Raw genomic sequence first — 15,844 nt, 5'->3', positions numbered from 1 at the left:
AGCATGTGCGCATTGGCGCCCGTACGGTGGTGGGGGCCCACGTGGTGATCGATGGTTGGACAGATATTGGCGAGGACAACCAGATTTTTCCGGGGGCGGTGCTGGGCACGGAGCCTCAGGATCTGAAGTACAGCGGCGCGCCCTCTCAGGTGGTGATCGGCAAGGGCAACCGCATCCGCGAGTTCGTCACCATCAACCGAGCCACCAATGAAGGGGAAGCGACGGTGGTCGGCGATCACAACCTGCTGATGGCCTACGTCCACGTCGCCCACAACTGCGTCATCGAAAATCAGGTGGTGATCACCAACGCTGTCTCCCTGGCTGGCCACATTCACATTGAGTCGCAGGCGCGCATCGGCGGCATGGTCGGGATCCACCAGTTTACCCGTGTGGGGCGCCTGGCTATGGTGGGGGCCATGAGCCGGGTGGATCGCGACGTGCCGCCTTACATGTTGGTGGAGGGGCACCCGGCCCGCATCCGGGGCCTTAACTTGGTGGGGTTGCGGCGAGCCAAGGGGATGGAGGGATCCCTGGCGGCCTTGCGGCAGGCCTACCGGCTCCTCTACCGTTCCGGTTTGCCCCTGGAAAAAGCGCTGCAAACGCTGCGGGAGAGTCTGCGAAGCGAGGGGGGCTCTAGCATCTTCTCCCTACAGGGGAAAGAGCTGGTGGACGAGACGGGATCCCTGCTCCATCTGCTGCAATTTTTGGAAGATTCCCTTTCCCAACCCCAACGGCGCGGCCCTCTGCCGGCCTTGCGCCGCAGCAGAGAAGAGGACGACCTGTGAGCCATCTGTTTATCTGCACCGGAGAAGTCTCCGGGGATCTGCAGGCCGGCCATCTCATCCGCGAGTTGCTGCGCCAACGCCCGCACCTACGCATCACGGCAGTTGGGGGAGAGGAGATGGCCGCTGCGGGGGCCAATCTGTTGCACCGCACCACGGAGATCAGCTCTATCGGCATTCTGGAGGCTCTCCCCTTCGTCGGCCCTGCCCTATGGACGGAGTGGAAGATCCGCCGCTTCCTGGCGCAAGACCCGCCTGATTTGGCCATCCTGGTGGATTACATCGGCATCAATAGCCGCATCGCCCGCCTGTTGCAGCGGCGACGCATCCCTGCCGTTTACTACATTGCCCCCCAAGAATGGGTGTGGTCGCCCAACAGCCGCCTCACTTACCGGCTAGCCCAGCAGATGCGACTGATGGTGGCGATTTTCCCTGAAGAAGCCCGCTACTACGCCGCAGCAGGTGCCCAGGTTTGCTATGTGGGCCACCCCCTGCTGGATATTTTGGCGAGTGTACCCGGTCGCGCTCAGGCCAGGGCTGAGTTAGGGATCCCTGAGGAAGCGATGGTGGTGGCGCTGCTGCCGGCCTCCCGCCGCCAGGAGCTGCGCTCGGTTTTGCCCATCTTGCTCCAGGCAGCGCGGCTGTTGCGGGCTCGCCTGCCCCAGGTGCGGTTTTGGGCGCCGCTGGCCTCGCCCCGCTTTGCCGCCCCGATTGCCCAAGCCGCCCGCCGCTATGGGCTGGAGGATCTCACCCTTCTCTTGCCTCGCCCTTCGCCTCCGAAGGCGCATCACCTGCTGTTGGCGGCCGCCGACCTGGTGCTGGCCAAGTCGGGAACTGTCAACCTGGAGGCGGCCATTTTGGGGATCCCGCAGGTGGTGATCTACCGCCTCAACCCAATTACCTTTTGGCTGGCCCGCCATTGGCTGAAGGTGTCGGTGCCCTTTATGTCTCCCCCCAACTTGGTGCTGATGCGCCCCATTGTGCCGGAACTCCTCCAGGAGGAGGCCCAGCCAGAGCGAGTCGCCCAACTGGCCTTGGAGCTGCTGACTCGGCCCGAGCGCCGCACCCAACTGCAGGCCGACTATGCTGCTATGCGGGCAGCGCTGGGGGAGCCGGGAGTTTTGGCCCGCGCCGCCAAGGCCATCCTGGAAGTGCTCGACAGCGAAACTCGCCCTAAGGGAGATCCCTGAGGCTAGCCTGTCGAGAGAATGGCATCCAAGAGGGGATCCGCCCCAAAGCGCACCACGTCGGTACAGGGCCGCCCGGTCTCCACTTCCACCTGGCGGATCTGGGCCAGGGCGGCTTCCTCCTCCCAACCGAAGGTATTGAGGGCCACCCCCACCACCGGCACGGGGGCAAAGGCGCCGGCAGCTCTGGCCACCTGTTCGTACAGCTCGATGACCTTACGCAGGGGAGGGATGGGTACGTAGTCCATCCCTTTGATGTGGGTTTGCCCAGCTCGGTGGACCAAGATCAAGTGGGTGGGCTGGGATCCCCGCAACAGGGGCAGGGTTGCTGTAGAGGCGGGGTTGAGCAGGGATCCCTGGCCTTCGATGTGCAGGATGTCGTGGTCAAATCCATAGCGCAACACCAGTTGCTCCACAGCGCCGCTGGCGTAGTCCACCCGCACCGCATCCAGGGGTATCCCATCGCCGCTGATGAGGATCCCGGTTTGTCCGGTGGCCAAAAAGCGGGAGCGCAGGCCGCGCTTCAGGCTGGCCCGGTGCAGCTCTAGGCTGGTGGACATTTTGCCCACGCTCATGTCGGTGCCCACCGTCAACACCCGTTTACAGGGCAGGGTGCGGGCCAGGGCTTTCCCCACCGACAGGTTGGGGGGCTCGCGGCGAATATCCCAGATCCAGGCCCCCGGCTGCAACCACTGCCGAAACTGGGGATCCTCGGCCAAAGGCGTGTGCAGCCCATTCACCAGAGACAGGCCAGCTCGCAGGGCCAGGCCCAACTCCTCCCGCCAGGCTGGCGGCAACTGCCCCCCTGAAGGGGCGATCCCAATCACCAGAATTTCAGGCCGGTGGGCCAGCGCCTCCTCCACCGAGGCCACGATGGGAATGTCTTTGGCAATTCCGGTCAGATGGGCCAGGGATCCCCCCGCCTGCTCCCGGTCGATCACCGCCACCACCGGGAAGGAGCCGTAGCGCAGCAGCCCCAGCCCCGTTTTCCCATGCTCCCCCAGCAATCCCCCGTGGAGCAGGATGGCCACGCGACTTTCGCTGGACAGGGATTCCGGCCTTCCCATTATTCCTCCCGCAGCTCTACCCCCAAGCCCGGTCGGTCGGTGGGGAGCAGGCAGCCCTCCTGCAGGATGGCCCCGGCGAAGGGATCGTCGGTGAGGTTGAGGTGGCTATCCAAGTCCAGGTAATCCACCAGGGGAGCCAAGTGGGCTGCCGCCGTATTCCCCAGAGCTGTGTTGCTGTAGCAGCCCAACATCACCTGTAGGCCGTGGGCTTTGGCGGTGTGGATCATGCGCCAGGCTTCGCTGAGGCCTCCGCACTTCATCAGCTTAATGTTGATCCCGTGGACGCGATCCACCAGAGGGGGGATATCGCGGCTGTCCATACAGCTCTCATCCACAAAAATGGGCAGCTTCGACTCGTGCCAGAGGGTGATCAGCTTTGCTTCCTGCCCCCTCTCCAAAGGCTGCTCCAGGTAGCTCACCCCTTGCCCCGCCAGCCAGTTGCTCATGCTCAGGGTTTGCTCCACCGTCCAAGCGCCGTTGGCATCTACCGTAATCAGGGATCCCAGCGGGATCACCTCTTGTACAGCAATCAGCATGTTCTGATCCGCCATCAGCCCCGAGTCGCTGCCCAGCTTGATCTTGAAGGCCCGCGCTTGGGTCTGTTCCATCCAGGCCAAGGCACGCTGGCGGGCCGCCTGAGGGGTGGAAATGCCAATGGTCAAAGTGGTGGGCGGGATGCGGGAGCGATCCAGTCCCCACACCTGCCACAGGGGCATCCCCAGACGTTTGCCCATCCAATCGTGCAGGGCCATGTCTACTGCTGCCCGCGCCGCCGAAGGGATCCCGGCCCGCAGCAGTTCCGCCTCAATGGCCTGCCGCTCCCAGGGGGAGTGGCGGCGTAGGATCCCTTTGGCCACCTCCAAACCCACCAAGATATCCTCCAAAGACTGGTGGCAGTCCTCGCTCACCGAGAAAGGACAGGCCTCCCCCCAGCCCTCGATCCCCTCCTCTTCGATCCGCACCCAGGCCAGCGTGGCCTCGGTATAGGTGCCGCGGCTGAGGGTGAGGGCATAGCGCTTGTGAACGGTAAAGGGTTCGACGTAGAGCCGCATGGGCAGTTGCAGCGAGGTAATCCTGAACAAGTTGGGCCGACTCCGTCCCTTTGAGCTTAGCTTGTCCCCCGAATTTCCCATCAGCTTGGCGTTGCCCGCCCTATTTTCGACCGATCTCAGCCATTGGCAGAAGCTGTCTCGAGAAAGGGGACAAGTTAGCAGGCTTCTCCCGTCGGAAAGGCTCGCAAGCCGCCGGCCTGCTCCCCATCTTAAGCTGATCCCTCTCTGGAAGCAGGCCCCCAACCGGCCCCGTGGATCCGGCGAAGATCCCGGCCTGACCAGACAGGCGTCACCACCCTGCCGGAACTAGGAAGGGGGATTTAAGTTTCAACCAAGTTGGGGCATAGTAAGGCCATGGGCAGCGCCCTTTGGGACGCGCAGGCCTGCATGTCCCCACCGTTGATCCCTGCGGTTAACTGCAGTCATTATGTGAATACATCCTGGGTGGCCCGGCAGCATGAATGACCTTCCTACTCCTCTAACCCGTCGCAGCGTTGCGGCCAGCAAAGCCCTGGCCATTGCCAACGTCAGCATCACTCCTTTCGGCCGCAAGCTCAAAGAGCTGGGCTTTGCCGACGATAAGCAAATCCAGGACATCCAAAACGCCCTCAAAGCCGATCGCGAAGGGGGCAGCAAGGCCCTAGCCCTGGTGGTCAAAGAGATTGTCGGCAAAGAGATCACCCCTGACCTGGAGCGGGCCTACAAGCGGCAGCAGCTCTTTGAGCTGAAAATCATCTACGGGATCCCCCCCCTCGACATCGATTTGGAGCCGGTGGAGATCTCGGAGATGATCGGGCTCATCGACTCGCTCTTGCCTCTCGACATCTGCAACCGCTACAAGTTCTTGCCCATCCGCCGCCAAGACAACCAAGTGCTGGTGGCGATGGTCAGGCCGGACAACCTGCAGGCGCTGGACGACATCCAGCGGCGCTTCCGCATCCAGGGGCTGAAGCTGCAGCGGCGGGTCTTCACCCAGCGGGATTTCGACGCCCTGATCAACCGCTACATGGATGCCCAGGCGGAGCTGCTGGCCATCAAGGGGATCAACGACGCGGCTGCTGCCCAACAGGAAGAAGAAGAAGAGGTGGTGGTCAACACTGCCGAAATCGATCTGGATGCTATTGAGGATGTGGCTGCCGATGAGGCCGGCGAGGGATCCCTGGAGCAGCAGGTCAAATCGGCAGATGATGCCCCGATTATTAAACTGTCCAACCAGATCCTGGTCAAGGCCCTGCAGGACGGGGCGTCCGACATCCACATCGAGCCACAAGAAGAATACCTGCGCATCCGCTTCCGCAAAGATGGGGTGTTGCGGCAGGCTTTTGAAAACTTTCCCAAGAAGATCGTCCCCGCCCTCACCGCTCGCTTCAAGATCATGTCCAACCTGAACATTGCCGAGCGGCGCATGCCCCAGGATGGGCGGATCCGGCGGGTCTTCAAGGGGCGCAAGGTGGACTTCCGGGTCAGCACCCTGCCCTCCCGCTACGGGGAGAAGATCGTGCTGCGGATTCTGGACAACTCCGCCACCCAGCTCGGCCTGGACAAGCTGATCACCGACCCAGAGACCCTGGCCAGCTTCAAGGAGGTTGTCAGGCGACCCTTTGGCCTGATCTTGGTAACCGGGCCCACCGGATCCGGGAAAACCACCACCCTCTACTCGGCGCTGGCAGAAGTGAACGATCCCGGCATCAACATCAGCACCGCCGAGGATCCCATCGAATACTCCCTGCCGGGGATCACCCAGGTGCAGGTGATCCGAGAAAAGGGCATGGACTTTGCCATGATCCTGCGCGCTTTCTTGCGGCAAGACCCGGATGTGATCCTGGTGGGGGAAACCCGCGACCACGAGACGGCCAAAACCGCCATCGAAGCCTCCCTCACCGGCCACCTGGTGTTGACCACCCTGCACACCAACGATGCCCCCGGTGCCATCGCCCGTCTGACGGAGATGGGGATCGAGCCGTTCATGATCTCCAGCTCGCTGTTGGGGGTGCTGGCCCAGCGCTTGATGCGTCGGGTATGTACCGAGTGTCGGATCCCGTACCACCCCACATCCGAGGAGTTGGCCCGCTATGGCCTCAGCCTCAGCGGCGACGGCGAACAGCTCACCTTCTACAAAGCCAACAAGCTCTCCCCCAAAGAGATCGAGCAGCGCAAAGCCACCGGCAAGCCCATCTGCGAGAAATGTGGGGGCGTGGGCTACAAAGGCCGCGTGGGGGTGTACGAGTTCATGCGCATGAACGACCGCCTGGCCGAGTTGATCAACAAGGGGGCTCCCACGGAGGTCATCAAGGAAGCCGCTGTCGAAAGCGGCATGAAAACCCTGCTCGCCTACAGCTTGATGCTGGTAAAGCAGGGCCTGACCACGCTGGAGGAGGTAGATCGGGTTATCCTCACCGACAAGGGTTTGGAAACGGAGCTGAAGGCCCGTGCCAAGGCCCTTAGCACCTGCCGCAACTGTGGCGCCGCCCTGCAGGTAGACTGGATGGATTGCCCCTACTGCCTGACGCCGAAGTTTTAGGCAAGGCGCCTGGCTCTTGACGCCGCCAAGGTGCTGATTATAACAGTCCTATACGAGTCCTGGAGGGTTGCCTCTAGCCCGGCTTTAGAAGGGTTTTTCATCGACAACTCCTAGGTCGAACCCAGCCTGACTCAGCTTACCGATTGGAGACACCAGCCCTATGCCACAACTCATGATCGAAGACCTGATGGAAGAAATCGTCCGCAGGGGCGGTTCTGACATCCACATCTCAGCCGGTTTGCCCCCCTATTTCCGCATCAATGGCGAACTCCAGCCAACCGAGCACGAGCCCCTCACCCCTGAGGAGGTGCAGCGGCTCATTTTCAGCATGTTGAACAACACCCAGCGCAAACACCTGGAGCAGAACTGGGAGTTGGACTGCTCCTACGGCGTGCGCGGGATCGGGCGCTTCCGCGTCAACGTCTACCGGGATCGCGGCACCTACGCCTGCGCCATGCGGGCGCTGGCCTCTGAGATCCCCAACATCGACAAGCTGGGCCTGCCGGATGTGTGTAAGGAGATGGCCCGTCTGCCTCGGGGCCTGGTGTTGGTGACCGGCCCGACGGGATCCGGCAAGTCCACCACTTTGGCCGCTATCATCGACTTCATCAACCGCGAGCGGGCCGAGCACATCCTCACCATCGAGGATCCCATCGAGTACATCTACACTCCCATCCGCAGCATCATCCACCAGCGGCAGTTGGGCGAAGACACCAAGAGCTTTGCCAATGCCCTGCGGGCGGCGATGCGGGAAGATCCGGATGTGATCCTGATCGGGGAGATGCGGGATCTGGAGACCATCCAGTTGGCCATCACCGCCGCCGAGACCGGCCACCTCTGCTTTGCCACGGTCCACACCAGCTCTGCCGCCCAGACGGTGGATCGCCTGGTGGACGTGTTCCCGCCGGAGCAGCAGCAGCAGATCCGCGTGCAGCTCTCCAACTCCCTCAAGGCCGTCTTCTCGCAAACTTTGGCCCGCCGCCTCAACCCCAAGCCGGGAGAGCCCGGGCGGGTGCTGGTGCAAGAGATCATGGTCGTGACGCCGGCCATTGCCAACCTGATTCGGGAGGGCAAGACCGCCCAGATCTACTCGGCCATCCAGACGGGCGGCAAGCAGGGCATGAAAACCCTGGAGCAGGATCTGGCCAACCTCTACCTGCAGGGCAAGATCGACTTCGAGACGGCCATGTCCAAGACCTCTCGTCCTGAGGAGTTGCAGCGGCTTTTGGGCAACGTTGCCGGGCCCTCGCCAGCCGCGGCAGTTCAGCAGCAGCGTCCAGCGGGGGTTGCCGTCCGTCGTTGAGCCGCAGCGCCGCGTCCCGGGGTGAGGTCTTCTTGCCGATCTCTGGCCGCCGCCTCAATTTGTGGCTAAGCTCTAGCTGAGAAAGTTAGTTGCCCAAAGTTCGGGGGCTGGATCCCACAACTCGAACCCTCTCATCATGAGTTTGAATCGGGGGTAAGCCATGCCGCGCTACAAGGTTCGGGGGTTAAAGGCCGGTCAGCCGGTACGCCTGACGGTGGTGGCCAACAACTTGACCGAGGCGCGTGCACGGCTGCGCCGAGAGGGCGTTTTTGCCAAGCCAGAGGACATTCAGGAAGAAAAGCCCTTTTTCTCGCTGGAGACCTCTTTTGATTTCTCGATGCTGGGATCCATCGACATTCGCGACAAGGCGGTGTTCTCCCGGCAATTTGCTGCTCTCATCAACGCCGGCGTGTCGATGGTGCGCTCTCTCACCATCATGGAGGAGCAGACTGGCAACCGCAAGCTCAAAAAATACCTGAGGGCCATCCGTGCAGAGGTGGAGGCAGGGAAAAACCTCTCCGACTCCATCCGCCCCTATCCAGATGCTTTCGACAGCCTCTACTGCAGCATGGTGCAGGCAGGGGAAGTGGGCGGCGTGCTCGATGAGGTGCTCAACCGCCTGGCCAAGCTGCTGGAGGACATGGATCGCCTGCAGAAGCAGATCAAGTCAGCCATGACCTACCCGGTGGTGGTGACGATCTTGGCTGTCTTGATTTTCTTGGGCATGGTGCTCTTCATCTTGCCCACGTTTGAGAGCATCTACAACGACTTGGGTGGGGAGCTGCCCGGCTTTACCCAGTTTTTCATCAACGTCAGCAAGTTCCTGCGCACGCCCCAGTACAGCTTGGGCCTGGTGGGCTTTCTGGTGGCGGTCTTCTTTGCCTTCCGCCGCTTTTATCGCACCCCCGCCGGCAAGGAGACCATCGACGCGCTGGCCCTCAAGCTGCCCATTTTCGGGGATCTGATCCAGAAGTCGGCGGTGGCCCGTTTTTGCCGCACCTTTGGGGCCTTGACCCGCTCTGGGGTGCCGGTGCTGACTTCCTTGGAAATTGTGCGCGACACTTCCGGCAACCAGGTGGTGGCCAACGCCATCGACGCCGCCCGCCAATCCATCTCAGAGGGAGGGCAGATTGCCCCTGCCCTAGCTAAGGCAAAGGTGTTTCCCCTGATGGCCATTCAGATGATCAGCGTGGGCGAAGAGACGGGGGAGCTGGATGCCATGCTGATGAAGACGGCGGATTTCTACGAGCTGGAGGTGGAGGAGGCGGTACGCGCCCTCACCAGCCTGCTGGAGCCGCTGATGATCGTGATCTTGGGGGGGATGGTGGGCTGCATTATCGTGGCCATGTACCTGCCGATGTTCAACGTGTTCGAGCTGGTGAAGTAGCGACCCCGTCCCCAGGGCAACCAGGACACATAGGGAGGAGGAAGGGATCCCATGCTGCGGCGCTGGTTGGTGGCCCTGGGGGTGTTCTTGGCCGTGGGGCTGGCGGTTTTGCTGTCGGAGCCGCCGACGGGATCCCTGACGGGGCGGGTGGAGCTGCCGGCAGGGGTGGCGCCGGGGAACGTCCAGGTGATTGCCGCCGGCCCGGTGAGCCGCAGCGTCAGCCCGTCTGCGGAGGGCGAGTATCGCTTGGATCAATTGCCCGTTGGGGAATACCGGGTGACGGTGCGGGGATCCGGCCTGGAAACCGTCTTCAGCGAGAGGCCTGTGCAGGTGCGGGAAGGGTCAGTAGCTTCTGCTCCTCTCCTGCGCCCGCAGCTTCTGCCCCCCAGCCTCTACCTCTACAGCACCAGCCAGGTGTTCACGACCGCCGAGCCGGCGCGGCTGGAGTGGAGGGCCAGTGGCTTGAGGGCGGTGCAGTTTGCCGTTTACCGCTTTTCCCTGGCCGATCTGGAGGGATCCCCTCGCTTGCGGAATTTGGCCCTCGGCTACGGATCCCTGGATCCGGATTTGTATTCCACCCTGCGAGGAGAGCTGCTGCGCCGTTGGCAGCAGCCGCTGGGGGGAGAAGAGGTGACCCGCACCTTGGATCTGGGGATCCTGCCGCCGGGGGCCTACTGGCTGGAGGCGGAAGGACAGGAGCCGCTGAACCCGAGTGCACCTTTGCCCCGTTCTGAGGAGTGGCTTTTGGTAAGCGACCTGGGCCTAATCCAGAAACAGGATGCCAGCCAGTTGGTGGTGCAGGCGGTGCATTTGCAGGAATTGCGTCCTCTGCCGGGGATCCAGATCCAAGTTTTTGGGGAGTGGGGGGATCCCTTGACGGCCACCACCGACGAGGAGGGGCTGGCCCAGTTTAGCTTGCCGGCGGGGGAGAGATCCTCGTTGGTGGTCTATGGCCGCAGCGCCGACAACACGTTGCAGGTTTTGTCCCGCAGCTACACCTACGGCTGGAACCAGCCGTACCGCATCTACGCCTACCCAGACCGCCCCCTCTACCGCCCCGGCCAGACGGTCTATTTTCGCGCCCTGGTGCGGGAGCAAGGCCGCCTCACCCCGCCCCCGGCAGGCCAGCTGCTGCAAGTAACCCTCGCCGCTCCCAACGGCGATGTGCTGGAGGAGCAGACCCTGGCCACCAACGCTTTCGGCAGCGTCCACGGGCAGTTTCAATTGCCGGAAGAAACCCCCCTGGGCAGCTACAGCCTAGAGTGGCAGTTCCAGGGATCCAGCCGCGAGTCCACCGACTTTGGGGTGGCAGCCTACCGCAAACCGGAGTTTGAGGTGACGGTGGCGCCCGACCGGCCTTGGCTGGTGCGGGGGGGATCCCTGAAGGTGCAGGTGGAGGCCGAGTATCTTTTCGGCGCGCCGGTGGCCCAGGCCCAGTTGCGCTATCGGGTTTACAGCAGCCCCGACTGGAGCCTGCGCTATGGGCTGTTGCCCCGTTCTGCCGAGGAAGACTATTTCGCCGACGACCTGGGAGAGGAGCAGGGCTACTACGGCGGCTACGGCCAGTTGGTGGCGGAAGGAGAAGGGGTGACGGATGCTCAGGGACGGGCCGAGTTGCGCCTGGAGCGCCTGTTGGCGGATCTGGACTGGGAGGAAGACAGCTACTGGGGCCCGCAGGAGGTGCAGCAGTTGCGCATTGAGGTGGAGGTGACCGATATCAGCCGCCGCAGCGTGACCGGGGCGGCGCGGGCCTGGGTGACAGCCGGCGAATTGGCCCTCTTTGCCGCAGCCGATCGCCACCTGCCCGCGCCGGGGGACGTCGTCACCTACCGGCTGCAAGCCCGCGACTACGATGGCCGCCCCGTCAGCACCGCCGGGGAGCTGAGCCTGGAGCGCTGGCGCTGGGATCCCAAGAGCAGCACCTACCAACGGCAAGGTACCCTGCTGCGGCAGCCTTTTCAGATCGTCAACGGGGAGGGCAGCCTCACCCTCAGCTTGCCCGCCGACCTGGAGCCGGGAGACTACCGGGTGCGGTTGACGGCATGGGATCCCCGCCGCCGTCGCGTGCAGGAGGTCGCCTCTCTCTGGGTGGTGGAGCCGGGCAGCCCCCTGCAAAGCTGGGGATCCCTGCCCAGCCTGGAGGTGGTGGCGGATCGCCAGATCTACGAAGTGGGGGAAGAGGCCCAGATCCTGATCGCCTCGCCGCTGCCGGATCTGCCGGTGCTGGTGGGCCTGGAGGGATCCCGGCTGCACCAGGTACAACTGCTGCGCCTGCAGGGGCATACGGCCACCCTGCGCCTGCCCATCCGGGAGGAGTATCGCCCCAACCTCTACGTCACCGCCACTGTCGTTGGCCCAGAGCGGCGGCTGTACCAGAACGAGGCGCTGCTGCGGGTCTCGCCGCTGGATCGCTTTTTGCAGGTGGAGCTGCAGACGGATAAGCCCACCTACCAGCCGGGGGAGACGGCCCGAATTCAAATCCGCACCCGCAATGCCCAAGGGCAGCCGGTCAGCGCCGAGGTGGGGCTGGGGATCGTGGACAATGCCCTCTACCTGCTCCGGCCCGACTTTACCCCCGATATCCGCCGCTTCTTCTACGGGCGCCAGGACAACCAAGTCACCACCACCACCTCTTTCCCGCAACAATATCCCGGCGGCGCCGACAAGCTGGCCGGCCAGGTGCGGGAAGACTTTCGCGACACGGCTGCCTGGTTCCCGGATCTGGTTACCGACGCCGATGGCCTGGCCCAGGTAGAGGTGCGCTGGCCGGATAACCTGACCACCTGGCGCTTGACTGCCCGCGCCGCCACCGCCGACACCCAGGTGGGATCCGCTCTTGCCACAGTCTCGGTTAGCAAAGACCTGTTGGTGCGCTTGGCCGCTCCCCGCTTTTTCCGGGTGGGGGATCAACTCACCTTGGCCGCTGTTGTGCAAAATCGCACCACAAAAGCCCAGGCGGTGGAGGTGGGGCTGGAAGTGCCCGCCAACTTGGCGTTGCAAGGCCCGGATCGACAACGCCTTACCGTGCCGGCCCAGAGAGCGGAGCGGGTGGAATGGCCCCTGCGGGTGCTGGGGGCCGGCGAGACCCCCCTGCGGGTTTGGGCACAAGGGGAGGGGCTGCAGGATGCGCTGCAACTGCGGATCCCCAGTCAGCCCTTAGGGGCAGTGCACCGCTTCTTCCAAACGGGGCGGCTGCAGGAGGATGGCCTTGAGCTGCCTTTGGATTGGCCGGCCACCTGGGTGCCGGGATCCCGACACCTGCATCTGGAACTGGCCGCCAGCCCCGCAGCGGAGCTGTTGGGGCCCTTGGACTACCTGGTGCAGTTCCCCTACGGTTGCACCGAGCAGACTTTGAGCCGCTTTTTGCCCGCCTTGGCGGTGGCCCAGGCCGGCGAGCAGTTGGGCCTCAGCTTGCGCTTGCCCACCCTGGAGCGGCTGCCGCGGGTGGTTCGGGCCGGCCTGCAGCGGCTGGAGGAATCCCAGAACTACGACGGCGGCTGGGGCTGGTGGGCCTACGACACCAGCAACCCCTACCTGACCGCCTACATCCTGCAGGGCTATCATCTCGCCCAGGCCGCCGGCTACGCCCTCAAGGAGTGGCGGGTGCGGCGGGCTTTGGAGTATCTGGCTGGGCAGCCGTTCCAACGCCTCTCCCCCGATCTGCGGGCCTTTGTGGCCTACAGCCTGGCCCTCTGGGATCCGGCGCTGGTGACTGCCGAGCTGCCGCCGCCGCCGCAGCTTTCCACCTTTGGCCTGGCCTACCGCGGCCTGGCCGCCCTGCAACGGGGCCAGCGGGATCTCGCCCAGGCGGCTCTGGAGGAAGGTCTGCAACGGCGACAAAGGGATCCCCAGGGCCGCTGGTTTATTCCTGCCGCCTCCGCTCCGCCAGCCGGGGAACGCCCCACCTACGACGACCTGGAGGTGGCCGGGCCCCTCCTGCAACTGGCCGTGCGCCTCCAGGATGGCCGCGCCGGGGAGATCGCCACCGCCCTTCTCCAGCAACGGCAGGACAACCGCTGGCGCACCACCAAAGCCACCGCCGACGCCCTCCTGGGCCTGGTGGCCCACTACCAAGCCCAGCAACAGCAACAGCCTGGCCCCCGCCAGGTGCGGGTGCAAGATGGGGTAAGCGGGGCGCAACTGGCCCAGTGGCAGGCCGGTCCTCAGGATCCTCGCCAGGTGCTGGACTGGGACGACGCCGAAGTGAGTAACCTGCGCCGCCTGCGCCTGGAAAAATCCGGCCCCGGCCCCCTCTACTACAGCCTGCGGGGAGAGGCCTTTCTGCCGGAGCTGCCGCCCCCCGACAGCCAGGGCTTCACGGTGAGCCGCCGCTACTTCCGCCTACAGCCCCAGCCCCAAGCCAATGGCGAGATCCGCTACCGGGAACAGCTCCTGCGCCCCGGCGAGGCGGTGCGGGCGGGCGAGGTGCTCCTGGCCCGGCTGACGGTGGAAGCTGAGCGGGATAGCCACTACGTGGTGATCGAGGATCCCTTGCCCAGCGGCGCCGAGATCACCTCCCGGGATCCGCGAGGGCTTGCCGCCGACTACTGGTGGGACTGGTTTTGGGCCCATCAAGAGAACCGGGACGACCGGGTGGCCTTCTTCAGCACCGAGCTCAAGCGGGGCCGCCACGAGTTCGTCTACCTCTTCCGTCCCGAGATCCCTGGCCAATTCCAGGTGGCCCCTGCCCTTGTCGAGGAGATGTACGATCCCAGCCGCTATGGCCGCAGCGCTGGCCAGGCGCTCAAAGTCCTGCCCTGAGCTTGAAGCTGCCCAGGGATCCTCCCTAGAGGCCCCAACGATGAGATAGTAGAGGGGCGAGCAGAGTTGGGCAGCCTATGATCCTGCGCACCGTGGCCACCATCCCTTTTCCCGACCAAAAGCCGGGCACCTCCGGCCTGCGCAAGCCGGTGCAGGTGTTCCAGCAGCCCCACTACCTGGAGAACTTCATCCAATCCACCTTTGACGTCCTCGAGGGATCCGCCGGCCAAACCCTGGTGGTGGGCGGAGACGGCCGCTACTACAACCGGGAAGCCATCCAGATCCTGCTCAAGATGGCGGCAGCCAACGGCATTGGGCGGGTGTTGGTAGGTCAAGGGGGGATCCTCTCCACGCCAGCGGTCTCCTGCCTCATCCGCAAATACAGAGCTTACGGCGGCATCATCCTCTCAGCCAGCCACAACCCCGGCGGTCCGCAAGGAGACTTTGGCATCAAGTACAACATCGGCAACGGCGGCCCTGCCCCGGAGAAGGTGACCGAGGCCATCTACGCCCGCACCCAGCGGATCCGCGAGTACCGCATCCTAGAGGCCCCGGACGTAGATCTGGATCGCCTAGGGGAGCAACGGCTGGGATCCCTGACGGTCTGCGTTATCGACCCTGTGGCCGACTACCTGGATCTAATGCAGCGCCTGTTTGATTTCGACGCCATCCGCGACTACCTGGCCTCCGGGGTTCGCATCGCTTTCGACGCCATGCACGCCGTCACCGGCCCCTATGCCCACGCCATCCTGGAGGGAGCTCTAGGGGCGCCCCAGGGCAGCGTCCTCAACGGCCAGCCGCTGCCGGACTTTGGCGGCGGCCGCCCGGATCCCAACCTGGTGCATGCCCGCGCCCTGGTGGAGCTGCTGTTTCGAGAAGATGGGCCGGATTTCGGCGCCGCCTCCGACGGGGATGGGGATCGCAACATGATCCTGGGCCGCCGCTTCTACGTGACCCCCAGCGACAGCCTGGCGGTGTTGGCCGCCAACGCCCACCGGGTGCCCGGCTACCGGGAGGGGCTGGCGGGGATCGCCCGCTCCATGCCCACCAGCCAGGCGGCAGACCGGGTGGCGGCCAAGCTGGGGATCCCTTGCTACGAAACCCCTACGGGCTGGAAGTTTTTTGGCAACCTCCTGGATGCCGGCAAAGTTACCCTCTGCGGCGAGGAGAGCTTCGGCACCGGCTCCCACCACATCCGGGAAAAAGACGGCCTCTGGGCTGTCCTCTTTTGGCTCAACATCCTCGCCGTGCGGCGCCAGTCGGTGCGGCAGATTGTGGAAGACCACTGGCGCACCTACGGGCGCAACTTCTACTCCCGCCACGACTACGAGGGGCTACCGGTGGAGGTGGCCGAGGAGCTGATGGAGCACTTGCGGCGCTCCGTGGCAAGCTGGGTGGGGCAGCGCTTTGGCTCCCAAACAGTAGCCTATGCCGATGACTTCAGCTACACCGATCCCGTGGACGGCAGCACCAGCCGCAACCAGGGGATCCGCATCGGCTTTGAGGACGGCTCCCGCATCGTCTACCGCCTTTCCGGCACCGGCACCCACGGGGCCACCCTGCGGGTGTACTTGGAGCGGTTTGAGCCGGATCCCAGCCGGCACGGCCTGGATCCCCAGGTGGCCCTGGCCGAGCTGATCCAACTGGCGGATCACTTCGCCCAGATCCGCGCCCGCACCGGTCGGCAGCAGCCGGATGTGATCACCTGAGAGTTCTGCCGAGAAGCTAGATCTCTCTGGGGGGAGGGATTGGGGGCAATGGCCGGCAGAGAAAGACGCTCGAGA

At 64.2% G+C, this 15,844-nt stretch carries 9 protein-coding genes; 7 read left to right on the top strand and 2 right to left on the bottom strand.

What is annotated here, in order from left to right:
• Window positions 1-785, top strand: a 785-nt coding sequence (gene lpxA, locus SYN60AY4M2_RS12265; protein ID WP_099813041.1) for an acyl-ACP--UDP-N-acetylglucosamine O-acyltransferase, incomplete at its 5' end; no start/stop codon positions are given.
• Complete coding sequence (gene lpxB, locus SYN60AY4M2_RS12260) at window positions 782-1,972, top strand: lipid-A-disaccharide synthase (RefSeq protein WP_099813040.1); 1,191 nt, start codon at window positions 782-784, stop codon at window positions 1,970-1,972. The genes lpxA and lpxB, both read left to right, overlap by 4 nt.
• Before the next feature lie 2 nt (window positions 1,973-1,974).
• On the opposite strand, the gene SYN60AY4M2_RS12255 is transcribed toward lpxB, so the two are convergent.
• Together SYN60AY4M2_RS12255 and SYN60AY4M2_RS12250 are read right to left on the bottom strand one after the other, a co-directional pair.
• Window positions 1,975-3,036, bottom strand: coding sequence for a DUF1611 domain-containing protein (locus SYN60AY4M2_RS12255; RefSeq protein WP_099813039.1), 1,062 nt, complete (start codon window positions 3,034-3,036; stop codon window positions 1,975-1,977).
• Window positions 3,036-4,118: a dipeptide epimerase gene (locus SYN60AY4M2_RS12250; protein ID WP_346426094.1), complete on the bottom strand. Its 1,083-nt coding sequence runs from the start codon at window positions 4,116-4,118 to the stop codon at window positions 3,036-3,038. Before SYN60AY4M2_RS12250 ends, SYN60AY4M2_RS12255 begins: the two co-directional genes overlap by 1 nt.
• Before the next feature lie 427 nt (window positions 4,119-4,545).
• On the opposite strand from SYN60AY4M2_RS12250, the gene SYN60AY4M2_RS12245 reads away from it, so the two are divergent.
• The 5 genes from SYN60AY4M2_RS12245 to SYN60AY4M2_RS12225 all read left to right on the top strand — a co-directional run bounded on the left by SYN60AY4M2_RS12245 (window position 4,546) and on the right by SYN60AY4M2_RS12225 (window position 15,769).
• Entirely contained in the window at window positions 4,546-6,609 is a 2,064-nt protein-coding gene (locus tag SYN60AY4M2_RS12245) for a GspE/PulE family protein (protein ID WP_206336842.1), read from the top strand.
• A gap of 160 nt (window positions 6,610-6,769) precedes the next feature.
• Window positions 6,770-7,912, top strand: a complete 1,143-nt coding sequence (locus tag SYN60AY4M2_RS12240; RefSeq protein WP_099813037.1) for a type IV pilus twitching motility protein PilT — start codon at window positions 6,770-6,772, stop codon at window positions 7,910-7,912.
• 160 nt (window positions 7,913-8,072) lie between these two features.
• Window positions 8,073-9,299: a type II secretion system F family protein gene (locus SYN60AY4M2_RS12235; RefSeq protein ID WP_099813036.1), complete on the top strand. Its 1,227-nt coding sequence runs from the start codon at window positions 8,073-8,075 to the stop codon at window positions 9,297-9,299.
• A gap of 51 nt (window positions 9,300-9,350) precedes the next feature.
• A complete protein-coding gene (locus SYN60AY4M2_RS12230; protein ID WP_099813035.1) occupies window positions 9,351-14,060 on the top strand; it encodes an MG2 domain-containing protein in 4,710 nt (1,569 codons plus the stop codon).
• 77 nt (window positions 14,061-14,137) lie between these two features.
• On the top strand, window positions 14,138-15,769 hold the full coding sequence (locus SYN60AY4M2_RS12225; protein WP_099813034.1) for an alpha-D-glucose phosphate-specific phosphoglucomutase: 1,632 nt from the start codon (window positions 14,138-14,140) through the stop codon (window positions 15,767-15,769).
• The last annotated feature ends 75 nt before the right edge of the window (window positions 15,770-15,844 follow it).

This window comes from Synechococcus sp. 60AY4M2, from assembly GCF_002760375.1.
GTDB lineage: Bacteria > Cyanobacteriota > Cyanobacteriia > Thermostichales > Thermostichaceae > Thermostichus.
This window is presented reverse-complemented; position numbering and strand designations above follow the sequence as displayed.

What these genes read in the sequence shown, in the direction of transcription:
- SYN60AY4M2_RS12255 (WP_099813039.1), bottom strand. Translation starts at nt 3,036, where the DNA reads ATGGGAAGGCCGGAATCCCTGTCCAGCGAAAGTCGCGTGGCCATCCTG.
- SYN60AY4M2_RS12245 (WP_206336842.1), top strand. Translation starts at nt 4,546, where the DNA reads ATGAATGACCTTCCTACTCCTCTAACCCGTCGCAGCGTTGCGGCCAGC.
- SYN60AY4M2_RS12240 (WP_099813037.1), top strand. Translation starts at nt 6,770, where the DNA reads ATGCCACAACTCATGATCGAAGACCTGATGGAAGAAATCGTCCGCAGG.
- SYN60AY4M2_RS12235 (WP_099813036.1), top strand. Translation starts at nt 8,073, where the DNA reads ATGCCGCGCTACAAGGTTCGGGGGTTAAAGGCCGGTCAGCCGGTACGC.
- SYN60AY4M2_RS12230 (WP_099813035.1), top strand. Translation starts at nt 9,351, where the DNA reads ATGCTGCGGCGCTGGTTGGTGGCCCTGGGGGTGTTCTTGGCCGTGGGG.
- SYN60AY4M2_RS12225 (WP_099813034.1), top strand. Translation starts at nt 14,138, where the DNA reads ATGATCCTGCGCACCGTGGCCACCATCCCTTTTCCCGACCAAAAGCCG.